At 33.0% G+C, this 19,107-nt stretch carries 19 protein-coding genes and 1 tRNA gene; 8 read left to right on the plus strand and 12 right to left on the minus strand.

The window, feature by feature from the left end:
- Positions 1-98: 98 nt before the first annotated feature.
- On the plus strand, positions 99-1,409 hold the full coding sequence (locus ABD077_RS12930; RefSeq protein WP_343912721.1) for a DEAD/DEAH box helicase: 1,311 nt from the start codon (positions 99-101) through the stop codon (positions 1,407-1,409).
- A gap of 70 nt (positions 1,410-1,479) precedes the next feature.
- Here the strand turns inward: ABD077_RS12930 and murA are convergent, their stop codons facing one another.
- From murA to ABD077_RS12965, 7 genes are all read right to left on the minus strand, one after another.
- Positions 1,480-2,796 carry a UDP-N-acetylglucosamine 1-carboxyvinyltransferase gene (murA, locus tag ABD077_RS12935; protein WP_299897499.1) on the minus strand — a complete coding sequence of 439 codons (1,317 nt, stop codon included), beginning with the start codon at positions 2,794-2,796 and terminating at the stop codon, positions 1,480-1,482.
- A 30-nt stretch (positions 2,797-2,826) separates the two neighbouring features.
- A complete protein-coding gene (locus ABD077_RS12940; RefSeq protein WP_299600754.1) occupies positions 2,827-3,480 on the minus strand; it encodes a DUF4290 domain-containing protein in 654 nt (217 codons plus the stop codon).
- 158 nt (positions 3,481-3,638) lie between these two features.
- Positions 3,639-3,932, minus strand: coding sequence for a DUF493 family protein (locus tag ABD077_RS12945; protein WP_299600752.1), 294 nt, complete (start codon positions 3,930-3,932; stop codon positions 3,639-3,641).
- A gap of 60 nt (positions 3,933-3,992) precedes the next feature.
- On the minus strand, positions 3,993-4,595 hold the full coding sequence (locus ABD077_RS12950) for a nucleotidyltransferase family protein (protein WP_343912988.1): 603 nt from the start codon (positions 4,593-4,595) through the stop codon (positions 3,993-3,995).
- Positions 4,588-5,658 (minus strand): XdhC family protein, encoded by a 1,071-nt coding sequence (locus tag ABD077_RS12955; RefSeq protein ID WP_343912722.1) that lies wholly within the window; start codon positions 5,656-5,658, stop codon positions 4,588-4,590. Before ABD077_RS12955 ends, ABD077_RS12950 begins: the two co-directional genes overlap by 8 nt.
- Before the next feature lie 3 nt (positions 5,659-5,661).
- A complete protein-coding gene (locus ABD077_RS12960; RefSeq protein ID WP_343912723.1) occupies positions 5,662-7,815 on the minus strand; it encodes a xanthine dehydrogenase family protein molybdopterin-binding subunit in 2,154 nt (717 codons plus the stop codon).
- A gap of 19 nt (positions 7,816-7,834) precedes the next feature.
- The gene (locus tag ABD077_RS12965) at positions 7,835-8,296 is read right to left on the minus strand and encodes a (2Fe-2S)-binding protein (RefSeq protein WP_343912724.1); all 462 of its coding nucleotides are present in this window, start codon (positions 8,294-8,296) and stop codon (positions 7,835-7,837) included.
- 181 nt (positions 8,297-8,477) lie between these two features.
- Between ABD077_RS12965 and ABD077_RS12970 the strand changes: the two genes are divergently transcribed.
- The 5 genes from ABD077_RS12970 (at position 8,478) to ABD077_RS12990 (ending at position 13,041) form a co-directional block, all read left to right on the plus strand.
- Positions 8,478-9,035, plus strand: a complete 558-nt coding sequence (locus ABD077_RS12970) for an AAA family ATPase (RefSeq protein WP_343912725.1) — start codon at positions 8,478-8,480, stop codon at positions 9,033-9,035.
- Between the two features lie 10 nt (positions 9,036-9,045).
- Positions 9,046-10,938 carry a RecQ family ATP-dependent DNA helicase gene (locus tag ABD077_RS12975; RefSeq protein WP_343912726.1) on the plus strand — a complete coding sequence of 631 codons (1,893 nt, stop codon included), beginning with the start codon at positions 9,046-9,048 and terminating at the stop codon, positions 10,936-10,938.
- 4 nt (positions 10,939-10,942) lie between these two features.
- Complete coding sequence (fmt, locus tag ABD077_RS12980; protein ID WP_343912727.1) at positions 10,943-11,890, plus strand: methionyl-tRNA formyltransferase; 948 nt, start codon at positions 10,943-10,945, stop codon at positions 11,888-11,890.
- Between the two features lie 186 nt (positions 11,891-12,076).
- Entirely contained in the window at positions 12,077-12,349 is a 273-nt protein-coding gene (locus ABD077_RS12985) for an HU family DNA-binding protein (RefSeq protein ID WP_027391128.1), read from the plus strand.
- Positions 12,350-12,480: 131 nt separating this feature from the next.
- Entirely contained in the window at positions 12,481-13,041 is a 561-nt protein-coding gene (locus tag ABD077_RS12990) for a YqgE/AlgH family protein (RefSeq protein ID WP_299600733.1), read from the plus strand.
- On the opposite strand, the gene ABD077_RS12995 is transcribed toward ABD077_RS12990, so the two are convergent.
- Both ABD077_RS12995 and ABD077_RS13000 read right to left on the minus strand, forming a co-directional pair.
- Positions 13,038-13,886 carry an aminotransferase class IV gene (locus ABD077_RS12995; protein WP_343912728.1) on the minus strand — a complete coding sequence of 283 codons (849 nt, stop codon included), beginning with the start codon at positions 13,884-13,886 and terminating at the stop codon, positions 13,038-13,040. The genes ABD077_RS12990 and ABD077_RS12995 overlap by 4 nt on opposite strands.
- Before the next feature lie 64 nt (positions 13,887-13,950).
- Positions 13,951-14,343 (minus strand): START-like domain-containing protein, encoded by a 393-nt coding sequence (locus tag ABD077_RS13000; protein ID WP_299600729.1) that lies wholly within the window; start codon positions 14,341-14,343, stop codon positions 13,951-13,953.
- Between the two features lie 143 nt (positions 14,344-14,486).
- Here ABD077_RS13000 and ABD077_RS13005 point away from each other — a divergent pair.
- A tRNA-Met gene (locus ABD077_RS13005) sits at positions 14,487-14,560 on the plus strand.
- Positions 14,561-14,790: 230 nt separating this feature from the next.
- Here ABD077_RS13005 and ABD077_RS13010 read toward each other — a convergent pair.
- On the minus strand, positions 14,791-15,261 hold the full coding sequence (locus ABD077_RS13010; RefSeq protein WP_343912729.1) for a hypothetical protein: 471 nt from the start codon (positions 15,259-15,261) through the stop codon (positions 14,791-14,793).
- 64 nt (positions 15,262-15,325) lie between these two features.
- Positions 15,326-16,696: a histidine--tRNA ligase gene (hisS, locus tag ABD077_RS13015; RefSeq protein WP_343912730.1), complete on the minus strand. Its 1,371-nt coding sequence runs from the start codon at positions 16,694-16,696 to the stop codon at positions 15,326-15,328.
- A 218-nt stretch (positions 16,697-16,914) separates the two neighbouring features.
- Here hisS and ABD077_RS13020 point away from each other — a divergent pair, with 218 nt between their 5' ends.
- Positions 16,915-18,156: an ABC transporter permease gene (locus tag ABD077_RS13020; protein ID WP_343912731.1), complete on the plus strand. Its 1,242-nt coding sequence runs from the start codon at positions 16,915-16,917 to the stop codon at positions 18,154-18,156.
- Between the two features lie 470 nt (positions 18,157-18,626).
- Here the strand turns inward: ABD077_RS13020 and ABD077_RS13025 are convergent, their stop codons facing one another.
- Positions 18,627-19,106: a DUF6495 family protein gene (locus ABD077_RS13025; protein WP_343912732.1), complete on the minus strand. Its 480-nt coding sequence runs from the start codon at positions 19,104-19,106 to the stop codon at positions 18,627-18,629.
- Position 19,107 lies beyond the last annotated feature (1 nt).

Here is a 19,107-nt window from a genome sequence, read left to right on the forward strand (position 1 = left end):
TTCAAGTTACAGTTTTTATCCTAAAAAATCAATTAAGATAGTTTTATAATAGTTAGAAAAACAGTCGTTAATCTTTCAGTAACCTGTACATTTGCAAAATGTCATATACAGATCAAAACCAGCAGGTATTTTTAAAAAAACTAGGTATAGATAAGCTTAATCCCATGCAAGAAGAAGCAGGATTGGCAATTAGTTCCAGCGATAATGTCATTTTATTGTCTCCAACTGGAACAGGAAAAACCATTGCTTTTCTGTTACCCATCCTGGCCAATCTAGATGTTGATTGCCAAGAAATCCAGACGATTATAGTAGTTCCGTCTAGAGAACTTGCGATACAAATAGAAAAAGTTGCCAGAGATATGGGAACAGGATTTAAGATTAATGCTGTCTATGGAGGAAGATCGGGTACTCAGGACAAATTAGACTTAAAACATCGTCCAGCAATTCTTATTGGAACTCCTGGTAGAATTGCCGATAGACTTCGACGGGATAACATCTCAGTCGCTCATCTTACCACTATCGTTTTGGATGAATTTGATAAATCATTGGAAGTAGGTTTCGAAAAAGAAATGATAGAGATTATCAATTCATTACCCAATATCAAGAAAAAAGTACTTACTTCTGCCACGCAAGAATCTACAATACCTGATTTTGTGAGACTTCACAATCCAATAAAAATCAATTATCTAGATCAAGCTACCTCTCAATTAACGCAAAAAAGAGTTATCTCTGAGTCTAAAGACAAATTACCAGTATTAGTAAAAACAATTAAACACATTGGTAATCAGCCTGGAATTATATTCTGTAATTACAAAGATTCTATACAACGTGTCAGCGCATTTTTAAAAGAGAACAAGATAGATCATGGTTGTTTTTATGGAGGTATGGAACAAAAAGATCGAGAACGAGCCTTAATAAAATTTCGAAATGGAACACATCAAATAATCGTTGCCACAGATCTTGCTGCAAGAGGAATTGATATTCCCGAAATCAAATATATTATACATTATCATCTACCTATAAAGCGTGAGGAATTCACACATAGAAATGGTAGAACAGCAAGGATGAATACTAATGGGACCGCTTATATCCTGCAATGGGAAGAAGAAATACTTCCTGATTTTATAGATGAAGTGGAAATCGAAGAATTGATTGATGCTCCCATTCCGGATAGATCTGAATGGAAAACATTATTTATTTCTGGAGGAAGAAGGGACAAAATATCCAAAGGAGATATTGCTGGTCTTTTTATAAAACAAGGAAAGTTACACAGAGATGAATTAGGCATTATAGAAATCAAACCTGATTGTGCTTTTGCAGCCGTAAAAGCTTCTAAAGCAAAAAAAGTAATCGAACAGGTTACGAATACCAGACTTAAAAAGAAAAAAGTTAGAGTGACCATAATATAAAGGATTAAAACAAAAAGAGGAACAGTTTAGTTCCTCTTTTTGTTTTTTTCAATATAAGTAGATCTTTTACTTATGAGTCCATTCTAATAATCTTAGCTCCTATGGCTCTCAATCGATCATCAATATTTTCATATCCTCTATCTATCTGCTCAATATTATGAATCGTAGATGTTCCTTTTGCACTTAAAGCCGCTATTAGCAAAGAAATTCCAGCTCTAATATCTGGAGACACCATAGTGGTTGCTTTTAATGTAGATTTAAAATCATGACCAATAATAGTTGCTCTATGTGGATCACATAAAATGATCTTAGCCCCCATATCTATCAATTTATCTACAAAAAACAATCGACTTTCGAACATTTTCTGATGTACCATTACTTCTCCTCTAGCTTGTGTAGCTACAACAAGTACAATACTTAACAAATCTGGAGTAAATCCAGGCCATGGAGCATCAGCAATTGTCATAAAGGATCCATCTATATAACTTTCAATTTGATAACCATCAGTATGAGCTGGTATGTAGATATCATCTCCTACACGTTCTATAGTGATACCAAGTTTCCTAAATGTATTTGGAATAATACCAAGATTATCCCAGCTTACATCCTTGATCGTAATTTCACTTTTGGTCATAGCAGCAAGACCGATCCAAGAACCAATCTCGATCATATCAGGCAATACTCTATGTTCGCATCCACCTAAAGATTCAACTCCCTCGATAGTTAGCAAATTAGATCCAACACCTTGAATCTTACCACCCATGGAGTTAATCATTTTACAAAGTTGTTGCAAATACGGTTCGCAAGCAGCGTTATATATTGTTGTTTTTCCTTTCGCCAGTGCTGCAGCCATAACGATATTAGCCGTTCCTGTAACAGAAGCTTCATCCAGTAACATATAAGTACCTGTAAGACCTTCTGGGGCTTCTACACCATAAAAACGTTCTTCCTTGTTATATCTAAACTCTGCTCCTAAGTTGATAAATCCTTCAAAATGAGTATCTAATCTACGACGCCCAATTTTATCTCCTCCTGGTCTTGGGATGTATCCTTTTCCAAAACGGCCCAATAACGGCCCAACTATCATTATAGATCCTCTTAATCCACTTCCTTCTTGCTTAAATTGTTCACTCTCCAGATACTCTAGATTCAACTCATCGCTTTTAAAGGTATATTTACCCTTTCCAAGTTTCTGAATTTTTACTCCTAAATTTCTAAGAATCTCTATTAATTTATTTACATCTCTAATATCTGGAATATTAGAAATTGTAACTTTTTCTGGAGTTAATAATACTGCACAAAGAATTTGTAAGGCTTCGTTTTTCGCTCCTTGAGGTGTAATTTCACCTTTGAGCTGATGCCCTCCTTCTATCTGAAAAGTACTCATAAAAGTTGATTGGTTAAGGTAATGTTTTGGTTAATAACGTTTTTTTCCTCGGTTATTACCACCGCTTCGATAATTCTTTTTTCCAGAACCTCCACGATAGTTTTTCTTTTTTCCTCTAAGTAGATCAGTAGAAGTACTTAAATCCTCACTACTATTACGAAGATCTATTTTACCATCACTTAATTCCAAAAGATGATTAAAAATTGCCTGATCATCAACCGTATCCTTATTCCAGTTGAGATAACATTTCTTCATATGATTGGCAATTGTATATGTAAGGGCAGTTTTTAAATCTCCTTCTTCCCAACTTATTGCAACATCGATCATTCTCTTGATATTATTACCGTAGTATCGATATTTTGGGAAATTTTGAGGATATTCTAAAGGCTCCGGCCTTTCTTCTAACTTTTCTTTTGTGAGTATAGGATAAGGAGCTTCTACATCCAGTTTAAAATCACTCATAATAAAAAGCTGATCCCATAGTTTATGTTGAAAATCTGGAACATCTCTTAAATGAGGTTGAAGATTTCCCATAACCGCTATAATCGCTTTTGCTACTTTATTTCTCTCTTCTCTATCTTCTATTTCAACAGCTTGATCAATCATTTTTTGAAGATGACGACCATACTCTGGAATAATCAACTTATCCCGTTCGGTATTATATTCTAAATTATTTATACTCATATGATTGTTAAAGTCTATAAAATGTATAAGTAGTAGTTTTGAGCATCTACAAAAAGGAATGGTAAGTAATATATCCTGACTTTTAGGCGACTCAATATTTGTTTGCAAAATACTAAAATAATATTAGTATGCTCAAAATGAATCTAAAAATATTCCTTTTATAGAGAAATTACACCTTCTACCTTATCCGCTACTTCTTTATACTTAGAAATAACATGATCCGGGTTTTTCATGCGAACGTTTATAGAAACACTAGTGTATTTTCCATTTTTGGACTGTTTGGTAGTAATCACAGCACCAAGATTATTAAAGATCTCTTCTACCTGATTCACTTTTTCAGTTTCTGTAGGAACGATAAACTTATACAAATAGTTTGTTGGCCAAAGAGCTGTATCAGCTAATTGGGCTTTTAATTTTTTATAAAATTCTTCAGATTTTGAAGGGTCACTCATCTATTACAAAATTTTTGGGCAAAGATACACCTTCTCTTTTATATATGAAGAAGTGATATATTACTCTTTTAGCCTTTTAATTAACAACCGATATTGTTCGATTGTGTCCATATCATCCGTCTTATTTTTACCATCTAAGGTAATAACCTTATCCTCATATTTCTTAATAATATATCTTGCTCCAAAATCTTCTTTTAGCTCTGATAATTCTTCAAAGTAAATACTAGAAAATATTGCTGGAACTCCTATTTTAGCTTGCATTGCTGTAGCTACAATCGCATTTGGATTTTCGGCATAATGCTTTATCAAATTATTAAAATGCACAAGATCTATAAAAGGTTGATCAATTAAAGATATTAATACTGCTTTATATTTCTTCGTTGCACTCATTATATGTCGAACTCCCGTGCTTATAGAAGTTCCCATTCCAGATTGCCAACTTTGATTGTACAAAATACGAACTGGTAAATGTTCTATTTCCTTATTAATTAAATCAAAATTAGCTCCTAATATGACATAAGTTTCTAATTGAGATAATTTTTGAACCTTTTTGATTTCAGATACTATCAAAGATTCTTCTTTCCAAGGTAACAATTGCTTTGGAGATCCCATTCTGGTAGAAGCTCCTGCTGCTAATATGATATGCGCTATTTCTTTAACGATTTTTCACTGTATTATGAGCGAGATTATTGGAATAATCACTGTGAATACCTCCTATTTTTTCATGTAATGGAATAGGTCTCTGATTACGAACAACAGAAAGTATTTCTGCAATAATAGAAATAGCTATTTCTTGTGGAGTTTCTGCTCCTAAATTAAGCCCGGCAGGTCCATGAATACAATCCATAAACTCATCTGTAACTTCAGGAAAATATTCTATAAATGCAGATAGCAGTTTTTCTCTTCTTCTGGAAGGTCCCAACAAACCTATATACACAGGACTTGTATCCTTAATTGCCTGCAGATATAATAGATCTTTCGCGAAATTATGTGTCATCAATACAATTGCTGTTTGTTTATCTACCTTATCAATTATTAAATCTTCAGGAGATTGATTGATGATTTGATTAGATCCTGGAAAATCGTCGACAGTTTTAGGTTTTTTTGGAGAATTTACCACCGCTACTTCCCATCCAGTTTTATGAGCTATTTCGCTCAATACTACTGCATCATGCTCAGAACCAATAATCACTAATCGAAAGCATGGTTTCATCTCTCTTTTAAAACAATGAATTCCACTGGAAATATCTGTCGATAATAATTCAAATTTATCTGAGAATCTAAAGCTATGAGTAGCATCAAAAGACAAAGTAGATCCCATAAGAAGTTTAGTATTCTCTTCTTTTGCATAAAAAGAACTCATCTCAAAAGATGTTCGAGATTGTAAATACGACTCTATTTCATCTATATTTTCAGAACTAATTAAAAAAGGTTCTATCAGAATATATAAAACACCTTCACAACCCAGACGATACCTTCCGTTATACGTCATAATCTTAGCTCGTCCAGAATCGAAAACGGATTGAGCTTGCCTTAACACTTCTTTTTCTACACATCCTCCACTAACCGCTCCGGTCATCTGTCCATTCTCCAGAATCAACATTCCAACTCCTGGTCTACGGTAAGACGAGCCATCAATATCAACAACTGTTGCCATGACGGCTCGCATTCCTATTTTCTTTGCTTCTTTATAAGAAGCTATTATTTCTTTAAACTCATGAGTCATATTCTACCCAAGCAATTCTTTTTCCTTCATATTTTTCACAAAAGGTTGTTTTGTCATTCGAACACCTTTTGCGGCTTTTATAGCATTAGCAATTGCAGCTCCTGCTGGTGGTAATGTAGGTTCACCTAATCCTGTAGGCGCAACATCACTTTCGATAAAATGTGTTTCTACAATAGGAGTTTCATTCATTCTAATTAAACGATATGTATTAAAATTAGTATCCTGAGGTTGACCATCTTTAAAGGTGAAATCTCCATACATAGCATGTCCTATTCCATCGATAACTCCTCCTTCTATTTGGTTTTTAGCTCCTAAAGGATTTACAACAATACCACAATCAACCACACAAGTTATCTTTTTCACTACAGGTTGATCATTTTCTATGACCACATCTGCTACTTCGGCTACATGAGTATTATGACAATAATAAGAACTAAACCCTTGAAATACTCCTTCAGGTTTTTTACCCCACTCAGATTTCTCAACTGCAGTTTTGATCACTTGTTCTAATCGCTCTGGAGAATATTGAATTCTTTCATCATTATGTCCTTTCACATTCTGCAATAAGTCTAGTCGTAATTGTATATTGTCTACTTCCATTACTTCAGCTAGCTCATCAAAGAAACTTTGCTCTGCAAAAGCAAGAAAATTCGTGTATGGCGCTCTCCAAGCTCCTATGGTAATATTACTATCATATTTAGCAACGTCTACCTGATAATTTTCCACTGCTCCCGCAGGAAAGAAATTAGGAATTAAGCCATACATATTAGAATTCACTGCAGCTTCTTTTAAGTGATAACCTATTAATTTACCATCTTTTATCGCAGCGCTAATTCTATATTTTATTGCAGGTCTGTAGATTCCTGCAGACATATCATCTTCTCTGGAATATACCACTTTAACTGGTTTTTTAGCGATATTAGAGATCTCTGCAGCTTCTAAAGCAAAATCTCCATATAATCTTCTACCAAAACCACCGCCCATTCTGGTCATATCTACGGTAACGTCTTCTGGCTTTCTATTTAATAGTTCCGCTACTCTTCTTGCAGTCCCTGCTGGTGTTTGAATAGGTCCAACCAAACGCACTTTTTCTTGGGTTACATCTGCAAAGAAATTCATAGGTTCCATGCAATTATGCGGTAGAAAAGGAGATTCATATGTTCTCTCTAGAACCTTATCTGCACTTGCAAAAGCTTTTTTAACATCTCCGTCTGCCCTCATCGTATTAAACTCACTCCCATCCAAAAGAGCAGTTAATGCCTTATCATGATCTTCTGTATTCTCTAGTTTAGAATCATCTTTCCACTTTGCTTTGACGATTTTTTTAGCTTTCATCGCCGACCAAGTATTTTCGGCCATCACAGCAATCTTATCACCAAACTTGAATATATCGACAACACCTTTTACCGTTTTAGCTTCTGTAGCATCAAAATCTTCTAGTTTTTTACCAAATGCAGGCGGTCTCACTACACTAACGTATAGCATTCCTTCTTCCTTATAATCTAATCCATATAGAGGTTTACCAGATACGATTTTATCAATGTCTACATTTTGAATATCTTTTCCGATAATAGTAAAATCCTTAGGATCTTTTAATTGTATATCTTCAGGAATTTCCAGAGAAGCTGCTTCTTTAACCACTTCTCCGTATCCGAGTTTATCTCCATTGCTATTGGTTATCACTCCTTCTTTAGTAGTACATGTAGAAGGATCTACTCCCCACTTTGCCGCTGCAGCATTCACTAGCATTTGCTTAGCAGTAGCTCCTGTTTTTCTTAACGGTTCCCAACCATGCCTTAAAGATTGACTACCTCCAGCCACTTGTCTGGTAAAGTTTTTGGTATCCAATGCTCCTTGTGCTACCACTACATTATCCCATGCAACATCTAACTCTTCTGCGATTAACATCGGCATCGAAGTTTTTACTCCCTGCCCAATCTCTGGATTTGGAGAAAAAATAGTGACCATTCCATTATCTGCTATTTTAATAAATGCATTAAAATCATTAAAATTCAAATCAGCAATATCTACTGGAGGCGCAGCTTCTGGTTTACAAGCCTGAAATAGGTTAAAACCAATTAACATTCCTCCACCAGCCAATGCGGATGTTCTTATAAATGACCTTCTACTAACAGAAGGTGTTGTAATACGTTTCATTTTTTTGGATTTAAATTGGTTAACTTAGCTTACTTGCAGCTTTTTCTACAGCTTTTTCTATCCTATTATAGGAAGCACATCTACATAGATTTCCACTCATAGCAGTTCTAATCTCCTCTCTATTAGGATTTGGATTCTGCTCTAAAAACGCGGCAGCGGTCATAATTTGTCCGGCCTGACAATATCCACACTGAGGAACATCTATTTCTTTCCAAGCTTGTTGAACTGGATGCGAAACGTCTTCAGATAACCCCTCTATTGTCGTTATTTCCATTTCAGCAGCTACAGATACTTGTAACAAACAACTTCTAGTAGCTACTCCATCAGCGTGTACTGTGCAAGCGCCACATTGTCCAATTCCGCAACCAAATTTGGTACCCACTAAATCAAAATGATCTCGTAGAATCCATAATAATGGTGTGTCCTTATCTGCATCAACAGAAAATGATTTACCATTTACTTTTAGATTATAAACAGGCATGAGTTTAATTTTTAAAGATTTGTATTTAATTAGTCTAAATAAGCTAAAAATCTATTTTCGCTTTTTTAAAGTAATAAAAATAAATACTGGGCAATTCAACTTTAACAGAGCTTTATGGTATCCTTATCAATCTATTTTCAAAATCCTATAATAATTCCGAAATTTGTGGAAAAATATTTCTTTGACGAAACACAAAATAGTAATTACAGGAGGTCCTTCTACTGGAAAAACATCCATCATAAACAAACTCGAAGATGATGGTTTCTTTTGTTTTCCAGAATTTATTAGAAGTATAACTCAAGAGGTGAAACTTAGCAACGACGCGATGGAAATCACCTCTAATCCTATTGTATCTGTTGATGATCCTCACGATTTCAACTTACAACTTTTGCAAGGTAGAATTGATCAATATCAAGATCGTACAGCTAGTGATAAACAAATTTCATTTTATGATCGTGGAATTCCTGATGTTCTTGCGTACATGGATTTGTTTAATCAAACATATGACGAAATTTTTGTTGATGCTTGTAAGTCGTATCGGTATGATAAGATTTTTATACTTCCTCCTTGGGAAGACATTTACACTTCTGATGAAGAAAGATATGAAAGTTTTGAGGAAGCAAAACAAATATACCTTCACTTATTAAACACCTATACAAAGTTTGGATACAATTGTATTGAAGTTCCTTTTGGAAATGTAAAAGAACGCAGTACCTTTATATTAGAACACGTTTTATAAAATAGTATTGATGATTTCCCCTATTCAACTATTAAAGGAAAATTGGAATTATAATTCTTTCAGACCTTTTCAGGAAGAGATCATCAATGCACTTCTCGAAAATAATGATGTCTTTGGTCTACTCCCTACCGGTGGAGGTAAATCAATTTGTTTTCAAATACCAGCACTTTTGAAACCTGGTATTTGTATTGTAATATCACCACTTATTGCTTTAATGCAAGATCAAGTACAACATCTACAACAAAAAGGTATTAAGGCAATAGCGCTTACTAGTGGAATCAAATATTCTGAACTAGACACCTTATTAGATAATTGTATCTATGGAAATTATAAGTTCCTTTATCTTTCGCCTGAGCGACTACAGCAGGATTTGGTGAAAGAACGTTTAAAAAAAATGAACATTAATCTGATTGCAGTAGATGAGGCACACTGTATATCACAATGGGGTAATGATTTTCGCCCTTCTTATAAAAAAATAAGAACTCTAAGAGAATTAAAACCTTCCGTTCCCATAATTGCACTTACGGCTTCTGCTACTCCCGAAGTAGTAGATGATATTATAATTGAATTAGATTTATTTCAGCCAAAAGTATTCCGACAATCTTTTTACAGGAATAACTTGGGGTATATCGTAACCCAAACTTTAGACAAAAATGACCAATTACTTCGGATTCTTTCTAAATATAAAGGTAGTTCTATCATTTATGTAAGAAATCGAAAATCTGCTTTAGAAATTAGTGATTTTCTAAATGCAAATAAACTGAAAGCAACTTATTATCATGGAGGTGTAGACGCAAAAGAAAAGACCAAACGTTTCCAACAATGGATGCAAGAGGAAATTACTATCATGGTAGCTACCAATGCTTTTGGGATGGGTATTGATAAATCAAATGTAAAAACTATTATACATTATAGCATTCCCGAAAGTATCGAAAGTTATTTTCAGGAAGCTGGAAGAGCTGGAAGAGATGGAACCACATCATTTGCGTTTTTACTAAATAGTAATAATGACATCCGTAATGTTCAAAATCAGTTTATAAAAGTATTACCGGATATAGAATTTGTAAAGTTGGTTTATCGTAAACTCTGCAATTATTTTAGAATATCTTATGGAGAAGGTGAACAATCCTCCCATGGTTTCAATTTTAATATATTCTGTAAAACTTATAATTTAAATACATTGATTACCTACAATGCATTACAATTTTTAGATCGTTGTAGTGTATTGAGTTTTTCTCAACGATACTCCAAAAAGAGCACGATCCATATCACTACTACTGGAAATCAACTTCTAGGATATCTAGAACAAAAACCTCACTTAGCATTAATTACCAAAGCAATTTTGCGAACATACGGAGGTATCTTTGACGAAGAAGTAAAGGTTAACCTATCACTAATCGCCTCCAAAGTAAATTGTACAGAAACGGATGTCATCGACACATTAAAACAATTAGAAGAAGCTGAACTCCTTATTTTTAAGCATAAACTAACAGATGCTAATATCACTTTTTTAGTACCTAGAGAAGATGATCACACTATTAATAGAATAAAACCCTATATAACAGAATTGCGATTATCAAAAACTAAAAAGGTAAATGCAATGATTGATTTTGTACAAAACGAGAAAATATGCAGAAGTAGATTTTTGCTAAAGTATTTTGGTGAACAAGATGCTGTTGATTGTGGAATTTGTGACATATGTCTCGCCAAAAAAAAATCAGTTATTGATCCTGTAACAATCAAAAAACAAATACTCACTCTTTTAACAAAACAAGACTTATCCTCCAGAGAATTGTTACACCAACTAGAATGCTCTGAAGAAGAAGGATTAAAAATACTAAGAGAATTAAACGAACATCGTATTATAAAAATAAATTCTTATAACAACTATCAACTTGTATAAATACATGAGAGACTTACGAATTCTATTTATGGGTACACCTGATTTTGCAGTAGAAACCCTTAAAACAATTATAGAAAACAAATTTAATGTTGTGGGTGTTATTACCGCTCCAGACAAACCTGCCGGAAGAGGTAGAAAACTGAGAGCGTCTGCCGTAAAAGAATATGCATTATCCCAAGGTCTAACAATATTACAACCAACAAATCTAAAAAATGAGGATTTTATAAAAGAATTAGCTTCCTTAGAAGCAAATCTAAATATCGTAGTTGCCTTTAGAATGCTACCAAAACTAGTATGGAACATGCCCGAGTATGGCACATTTAATCTTCATGCATCTTTATTACCAGATTACCGAGGTGCTGCACCAATTAATTGGGCTATAATCAATGGAGAACAAAAAACTGGAATTACTACTTTTTTTATCGATGAAAAAATTGATACTGGTCATATCATTCTTCAAAAAGAAGTAGAAATTAAAAAAGAGGACACTGCAGGGATGCTTCATGATAAATTAATGACACAAGGAGCAGCTTTGGTAATTGACACCATTAAAGCTATAGAAAACGAAACGGTTACTACTACGAAACAACCAAAAGAAGAGACTTTTAAGACTGCCTATAAACTGCATAGAGAAAATACCAAGATTAATTGGAACGACACAATTGAAAATATTTACAACCTTATTAGAGGTTTGAGTCCTTATCCTTCTGCCTGGAGTAACCTATATAATAAAGGAGAAGAAATATCTATAAAAGTATATGAAGCTGAAATAGAACTAATAGAACATAATTTTGAGATAGGAAAAGTAATCATTGAAGATTCGAAAATCAAAGTTTCTGTAGTAAAAGGATATATTATTTTAAATAAAATTCAACTTCCGGGGAAAAAAGCTATGGAAGCTAAAGCACTCCTTAACGGGTACACTTTTTATAAAGATGCTAAAATGTGCTGAGCCCTTGCTATCAAAGGAGTAAGAAAAATCCAATAATTCATATATGTTTATTAACAATCACCTTGAGTTATCAACAAAAGCCCGTATTTACTGGGCTAATCCTTGCACGAATCATAAATCCGTATAAATTTGTAGAGCGTTTAACAAAAATTTGGTTTAACCAACAATTAATTTAAAAACAGAATTATGAACAAAACAGAATTAATCGATGCAATGGCAGCTGATGCTGGAATTACAAAAGCAGCAGCAAAAAAAGCTTTAGAGTCTTTTTTAGGAAATGTTGAAGGTTCTCTTAAAAAAGGTGACCGTGTTTCTTTAGTTGGATTCGGTTCTTGGTCAGTTTCTAAAAGAGCTGCAAGAGAAGGTAGAAATCCTCAGACAGGAAAAACTATCAAGATCGCTGCTAAAAACGTTGTAAAGTTCAAAGCTGGTGCAGATTTATCTAGTTCAGTTAACTAATTTAGTTAGTTTTTGATATTATAAAGAGCTCCTTTTTAAAGGAGCTTTTTTTATGGAGAACAGCTAAAAATCGGCTATACTTTTTGATTATTAGAAATAATTATTTAGTTTTAGTATAAACTACACCATCTATGATTTCATTACAACCAGCAAAAGGACACCTTCTGATTGCAGAACCATCGATTATTGGCGATGTTTCTTTTAATCGCTCGGTAGTACTTTTAGCAGATCATAGTAATCAGGGATCTATAGGCTTTATCATGAATAAACCATTAGATTATGTGCTTTCTGATTTAGTTCCTGAAGTTGAATCAGAATTTCAAATTTATAACGGAGGTCCTGTAGAGCAGGATAATCTGTATTTCATTCATAAAATTCCAGAGTTAATTCCTAATAGTGTAGAGATTTCTTCAGGAATTTATTGGGGTGGTGATTTTTCGGTAGTATCTAAATTAATTATCGAAAATAAAATTACACCTAATGAAATTCGTTTTTTCTTAGGGTATTCTGGATGGGATGCAAAACAATTACTACAAGAATTAGAAGCTAACTCTTGGGTGATTGTGAAAAACACTTATGAGAAGAACATTATAGGAAAATCCTATAATACTTTCTGGAAAGAAAAAATGATCGAACTAGGAGGAGAATATGTGCTGTGGTCCAACGCGCCTGCAGATCCTAGTTATAATTAATTTCCCAGTCTTATTTGTGCATTTAATACCCCAAGTAATCTTCTCGCAATATCTAAATTATACTCTTTCTTTCTAAACTTAGTAATTGGTTGAATACCTTGTATCACATTGGTAATAAAAAGTTCGTCTGCTTTCTGTAATTCGAAAGGAGAAATAGAAGCTTCCTCTATATCGTATTCTGGTAACTTTTCAATAATTCTTAGTAACTGAGCTCGTAATATCCCTTTAAGACATCCATCCGCAACTGGCGGAGTTTTTATCTTATTCCCTTTTATCAAAAATAAATTTCCATTTAAAGCCTCAATAACCATTTTATTAGAATTAAGTAATAAACAATTATTGTATCCATTTTCTTTAGCAAAAATACCACCAAGAATATTCACTAATTTATTATTAGATTTTAGTGTGGATAATAAATCTGTAGCAACATAATGATCTTTAAATAATGTTACTTCATAAAAATCTTCAGATAAAGTATAAAAGGACGATGTAAGTTGCTTTATCGAAATAGAATAATCAACATCATTGGTGGCTGGCGTATATAAACCTCCTTCTTTTCTATTTACAATTATCTTTACGCGAACAGAAGAGTTTGACAAACCATTTTCTTCTATAAGACCTAAAATCTCTTCCTGTAAAAACTCTGGTGTAAACTTCATCGGAATTTGCATTCTTAGAATCCTCATGGAAGCCATTAATCTAAAGTAGTGGTCTTCCCAAAATAGAATGGTACCAGAATTCACCCGTATTGTTTCAAACAATGCATCTCCGTATGTATATCCTCTATTGGTTGTAGATAATGTAGCTTCATTATCCTTCAACAAATTTCCGTTTATATTGATCATAAAAAAGCCCCTTATTACCAATTATCATTGGGCGGGGCAAATATACATTATAAAAATATAGGAATTAAGCAGAACCTAGTACATGTTTTAGGTTACTAATCATATTCTCCCATAACATTTTATTTTCATCGATTTCGTCATCATCCGAGAAATCTGTAACCATTAAGGATACATCTTTGGTAATTTCATCTACCTGAATTCGCATTTCGAAAAAATAATCACTTCCATCTTCATCATCTGCTAACCATCTAAATTTAATTCTTTCACCACTTTTTTTACTTAAAAGCTTTGCTTCCTCTTCACTATCGTCCCATATAAATGTAAACATTTCACCTCGAGAATTCACATTATCAGAAAACCACTCAGAAAGTCCTGAAGGAGTTGAAATGTATTGATATAATAGTTGAGGAGAAGATTGTATTACAAATTCAAGCTCGTATTTTATTTTTTCAGACATATTGGAAATTGTTAGTAAGCCAATATATAGATTAATTATTGACTTTAAAAATATTTGAAAAAAATTAATTCTACTTTATTGTTTGCTACAATGGTTTTTGTTTTTATATTTGCACCCGAATTAAAATGATGTAGCATCTATTTGGCGAGGTAGCTCAGCTGGTTAGAGCGTTGGATTCATAACCCAGAGGTCGGGGGATCGTGCCCCCCTCTCGCTACATTAATTCACAAAGCCCTTAGAAATAAGGGCTTTTTTTGGTTTATGGAAGAGTTTGTAGTCTACATATTATATTCTGAAAAGTATCATAAAACTTATACTGGTTATACGCTAATCCCATTTAAACAAATAAAGCAGATAAGAATAAGAAACTAAAAATAACAGTTTAAACAAAAAACCACCTTAAAATTAATTTTAAGGTGGTTTCTTTATTTGTAGAATGTGCTAACACTACATTTGTCTACTTAAAGCATCTATTTGTTTTGTTTTTTCCTGCATATACTTACTCATCTTTTCTATTTCATCAGCAGGTAAAGTCGAAATTAATTTCCTATACTGTTTTGTAAGGTTACTACTAGATTCACTAAGCTTTAAAAAGGCATCCATATCAGCTTTAGATTCTACAGCTTTTTTATATTTTGCAACATAGGCTTCATAATCTCTAATATACTTTCTTGCTTCTCTACTATCAAATGACGGCGCCCCAGCAGGTACTTTTATTTCATCAGTTTTTGGTTTCTTTTTCTTAGGCTTCTTTTTCTTTTTTACAACCGGTTTTTTTTCCTCTACAACTTCTACAACATCTGTTGAGTCTGCAACCTCTTCTACAACTTCAACCTTATCTTCCTTAGGATCCTTTTTACAAGACACTGCAAAAGACAATAAAAGACATAAAAGTGAACTCAATAAGATATTTTTCATAATTATAATTTTAGGGTAGTTAATAGTATTTGCTTTTAGCAAGGTACATTTATTGGTTGTTATTTCACCTTAAAAGTAACTTTAATTCTTCAAAATTCATAGTTTCTTGAGTACCAGTATTCATATTTTTAACGGTATAATTATTATTTTCTAATTCTGAGGCTCCCGCAAGAATAACAAACTGTATGTCTCTTTTATTAGCATATTTCATTTGCTTGTTCATTTTTGCACTATCAGGATATAGCTCAGTAACAATACCTTCTTTTCTTAATTGAGCAACTGCTTTTAGACTATACAAACCCTCTTCTGTACCAAAATTAATAAATAGAGCTTTAGTTCCAGGAGCAACTGTATCAGGAAACAATCCCAATTCTTCAATAACCAAATATATTCTATCCAATCCAAACGAAATACCCACTCCACTTACATCTTTAAGTCCAAAAATACCTGTAAGATCATCATATCGACCACCACCTCCAATAGATCCCATTTTGACCCCTTCTGGTGCTGATACCTCAAAAATTGCTCCTGTATAGTAATTTAAACCTCTTGCTAAGGTAACATCCAAATCGAGCTTGGCAGTTTCTAACGGAATTTCCTTAATAGCATTTACGATAAACTCTAATTCATCTACTCCTTTTAACCCTATTTCTGATGTAGCCAAAAGCTCTCTCAACTTAGCTAACTTCTCTGCAGTAGTTCCCGTAAAATTAAAAAGAGGTTGTACCTTATCGATAGCAGCTTGCTCGATTCCTTTGGAAAGCATTTCCTTTTTTACACCTTCTTCTCCTATTTTATCCAACTTATCTAATGCAACAGTAAAATCAATAAGTTTATTACTAGCTCCTATAACTTCTGCAATACCAGAAAGAATCTTACGATTATTCATTTTTATTGCAACTCCATTTAAACCTAATTTAGAAAACACTTTATCATAAAGCTGTACAAAATCTACTTCTTGCCATAAAGATTTACTACCTACCACATCTGCATCACACTGATAAAACTCTCTAAACCTTCCTTTTTGTGGACGATCTGCTCTCCAAACTGGTTGTATCTGATACCTTTTAAAAGGGAAATTAATTTCATTTTGATGTTGCACGACATATCTAGCGAATGGAACTGTAAGGTCATAGCGAAGTGCTTTTTCACTAATTTTGGAAGTGATTTTTGTACTTTCTTTACTAGCATACAATTCATCATCTACCTTATTTAGGTAATCTCCACTATTTAAGATTTTAAAAATCAAGCGATCTCCTTCTTCCCCATATTTACCCATTAATGTTTCACTATTCTCAAAACTAGGAGTCTCTATCGGATGAAAACCAAACAATTTAAATTGTTCTTTAATAGTATTCATGATATAACTTCTCTTAGCTACTTCAATTGGAGAAAAATCACGTGTCCCTTTTGCTATAGAAGGTTTTTGTGCCATATATTTTCATTAAATTTTAGCAAAAGTATACAATTCTTTATTTCTACTCTTACTACTAATTTTGATTTATTCTAAAGGATGTAAAGATCTAAAAAAGCTTAAAATTTTATATCAAAAAATATAAAGAGTTTTACTTATTTTAATAAAATTTACTTTTTTGAGTAACTTTAATGACGTTTTGTAGTCTTATACAAGAAACGGATACTAATTCACTAATTATGTTTTCACTTTTTCGCGAGAATGTACGTATTGCCTTAGACTCTATTAAAGGGCAATTATTACGTACCATTCTTACTGTATTAATCATTGCTATTGGTATTACAGCACTGGTAGGAATATTGACCTTTTTAGGAGCTTTAGAAAACACCATAACCGGAGACTTTGCTTCCATGGGCTCTAACACCTTTAATATTCAACGTTATGAGTTTACTACCAGAAGAGGTGGTAGTGGCGAAAGAGAAAAAATAAATCCTATTATAAACTACAGAAACGTACGACAGTTCAAAGAAAAGTTTCAATATCCTTTCTCTAAGACTTCTATCTCTTTTACAGGAACTAGAAATGCAGAAGTAAAATTTGAAAATGAAAAAACAGACCCAGAAGCCTCTGTAGTAGGAGTTAATGAAAACTATCTAGAGAATACGGGCACAGAAGTAGAATTTGGAAGAAATTTTACTTTTTTTGATATAGAAAACAACAATCGTGTTTGTCTAATTGGTCCAGATTTTAAGAAGAATATTTTTAAAGATACTGATCCTGTAAATAAAACGATTAGCATTAGAGGAGTGAAATTTAAAGTGATTGGTGTATTAGAAAGTAAGGGAGCTACTTTTAGAAACAATCAAGATCTTAAAGTATTAATTCCTTTGCAAGTAGCACGTTCAATTTATACTTTACCAAACATCAACTACAGTATCAGTGTAAAGGTAGATGATAAACAATTTTTAGAAGGTGCGCAAGATGAAGCAATCATTACTTTTAGAAAAATACGCGGTCTCAATCCTATAGAAGAAAATAACTTTGGTCTAGAACGAAGTGATGACTTGATTAACCGTATTTCTAGTATTACTGGATATCTGTATTGGGCAGCGTGGATCATTAGTATCATTACGATATTTGGATCTTCTATTGCTCTTATGAATATTATGCTGGTCTCTGTAACAGAGCGAACTAGAGAAATTGGAGTTCGAAAAGCTCTTGGAGCCAAAAAGAATACTATTTCCGTTCAATTTTTTATGGAAACTGTTATTATTGGTCAAATCGGTGGTGTAGTAGGTATTATACTAGGAATAACTATTGGAGCAATTATTGTTGCTGTTTCAGGCTTTGAATTTAGTACACCTTGGTTAGCAATTTTGGCTGCAGTGGTTACCTCATTTTTAACTGCAGTTGTGTCCGGATCTTATCCAGCTGTAAAAGCAGCAAAACAAGATCCTATAGAATCGTTACGATATGAGTAATTTGGACATAAAACGTTAAAATGAAATTTGAAAAAAATTACTTTTTTCTGATATCCAGATTTATTTTAATTAATGTTTCGGTATTTATCCTATTAATAATAGGCAAAACCTTTTTTACTGGCACTACCTTATTTAACATTCCAAATTACCTATTCATATTACATGGAACACTAATAACCATTATTCTTTTCCTAATGGTTCACACAATTTCTATTAAAAAGAAAATACTTATATTCAAAAATATTTTTGGTGTTACTATAAAACTCATAGATTTAAAAACCATAAAGAGCCGGAAGGTAGATTATAAATCACTCCCTAGCAATATCCATAATATTTTGCTAAGAAAAGAATACGATAGTACTTGTAAAATAACGTACACTTTAACAAACAAGATATATTCTTTTAACGGTCATGTTTTATCAGACAAAGGTTTAAAATTACTATTGGCTAAAACCAAAAAATAATTTTTCCTATTCTTTATCGCCAATAAGTTTATCAAAATATTGAAACAACTCTCCTTTGGTGATATTTGCCCCTTGAAGAATCAGTTTAAACTTATCCATATTAGGATCTTCTCCGTAGGCCTTATTAGCATTATAAAAAGCTACTTTATCATCTAATAAATTATTTCGTAACCAATCATAACCTTCTTTTGTAGTGATATCAACATCATCCACATTTACTTTTATCGCAATCAAATGCATTTCTATTTCTCCAAGATGAAACAGATGTATTTGATCTTTAGAAAAATGTTCTAAAAACTGAGCGCTATTAAGAACTCCTTCCCAAACTAGGTCACTAAAAACATCTATCTCTTCCTCTGCAACTTCAGGCTTATTTGCTTTGATATCACTCCATTCTTCAGCTGTAATAGATTGCGTAGCTAAAAAATTAATAAACTCTTGATGTAATTCTTCTAATTGTTCTTTGGTGAGCCTTTTGTACTTCATC

The organism is Aquimarina litoralis (assembly GCF_039523995.1).
In the GTDB taxonomy this organism is placed as follows: Bacteria; Bacteroidota; Bacteroidia; order Flavobacteriales; family Flavobacteriaceae; genus Aquimarina; species Aquimarina litoralis.

Coding starts and splice junctions, on each gene's coding strand:
- ABD077_RS12940 (WP_299600754.1), bottom strand. CDS start 3,480: ATGAGTATAAATAATTTAGAATATAATACCGAACGGGATAAGTTGATT.
- ABD077_RS12945 (WP_299600752.1), bottom strand. CDS start 3,932: ATGAGTGACCCTTCAAAATCTGAAGAATTTTATAAAAAATTAAAAGCC.
- murA (WP_299897499.1), bottom strand. CDS start 2,796: ATGAGTACTTTTCAGATAGAAGGAGGGCATCAGCTCAAAGGTGAAATT.
- ABD077_RS12930 (WP_343912721.1), top strand. CDS start 99: ATGTCATATACAGATCAAAACCAGCAGGTATTTTTAAAAAAACTAGGT.
- ABD077_RS12990 (WP_299600733.1), top strand. CDS start 12,481: ATGATTTCATTACAACCAGCAAAAGGACACCTTCTGATTGCAGAACCA.
- ABD077_RS13025 (WP_343912732.1), bottom strand. CDS start 19,106: ATGAAGTACAAAAGGCTCACCAAAGAACAATTAGAAGAATTACATCAA.
- ABD077_RS13020 (WP_343912731.1), top strand. CDS start 16,915: ATGTTTTCACTTTTTCGCGAGAATGTACGTATTGCCTTAGACTCTATT.
- ABD077_RS12955 (WP_343912722.1), bottom strand. CDS start 5,658: ATGACTCATGAGTTTAAAGAAATAATAGCTTCTTATAAAGAAGCAAAG.
- ABD077_RS13000 (WP_299600729.1), bottom strand. CDS start 14,343: ATGTCTGAAAAAATAAAATACGAGCTTGAATTTGTAATACAATCTTCT.
- ABD077_RS12975 (WP_343912726.1), top strand. CDS start 9,046: ATGATTTCCCCTATTCAACTATTAAAGGAAAATTGGAATTATAATTCT.
- ABD077_RS12960 (WP_343912723.1), bottom strand. CDS start 7,815: ATGAAACGTATTACAACACCTTCTGTTAGTAGAAGGTCATTTATAAGA.
- hisS (WP_343912730.1), bottom strand. CDS start 16,696: ATGGCACAAAAACCTTCTATAGCAAAAGGGACACGTGATTTTTCTCCA.
- ABD077_RS13010 (WP_343912729.1), bottom strand. CDS start 15,261: ATGAAAAATATCTTATTGAGTTCACTTTTATGTCTTTTATTGTCTTTT.
- ABD077_RS12965 (WP_343912724.1), bottom strand. CDS start 8,296: ATGCCTGTTTATAATCTAAAAGTAAATGGTAAATCATTTTCTGTTGAT.
- ABD077_RS12995 (WP_343912728.1), bottom strand. CDS start 13,886: ATGATCAATATAAACGGAAATTTGTTGAAGGATAATGAAGCTACATTA.
- fmt (WP_343912727.1), top strand. CDS start 10,943: ATGAGAGACTTACGAATTCTATTTATGGGTACACCTGATTTTGCAGTA.
- ABD077_RS12985 (WP_027391128.1), top strand. CDS start 12,077: ATGAACAAAACAGAATTAATCGATGCAATGGCAGCTGATGCTGGAATT.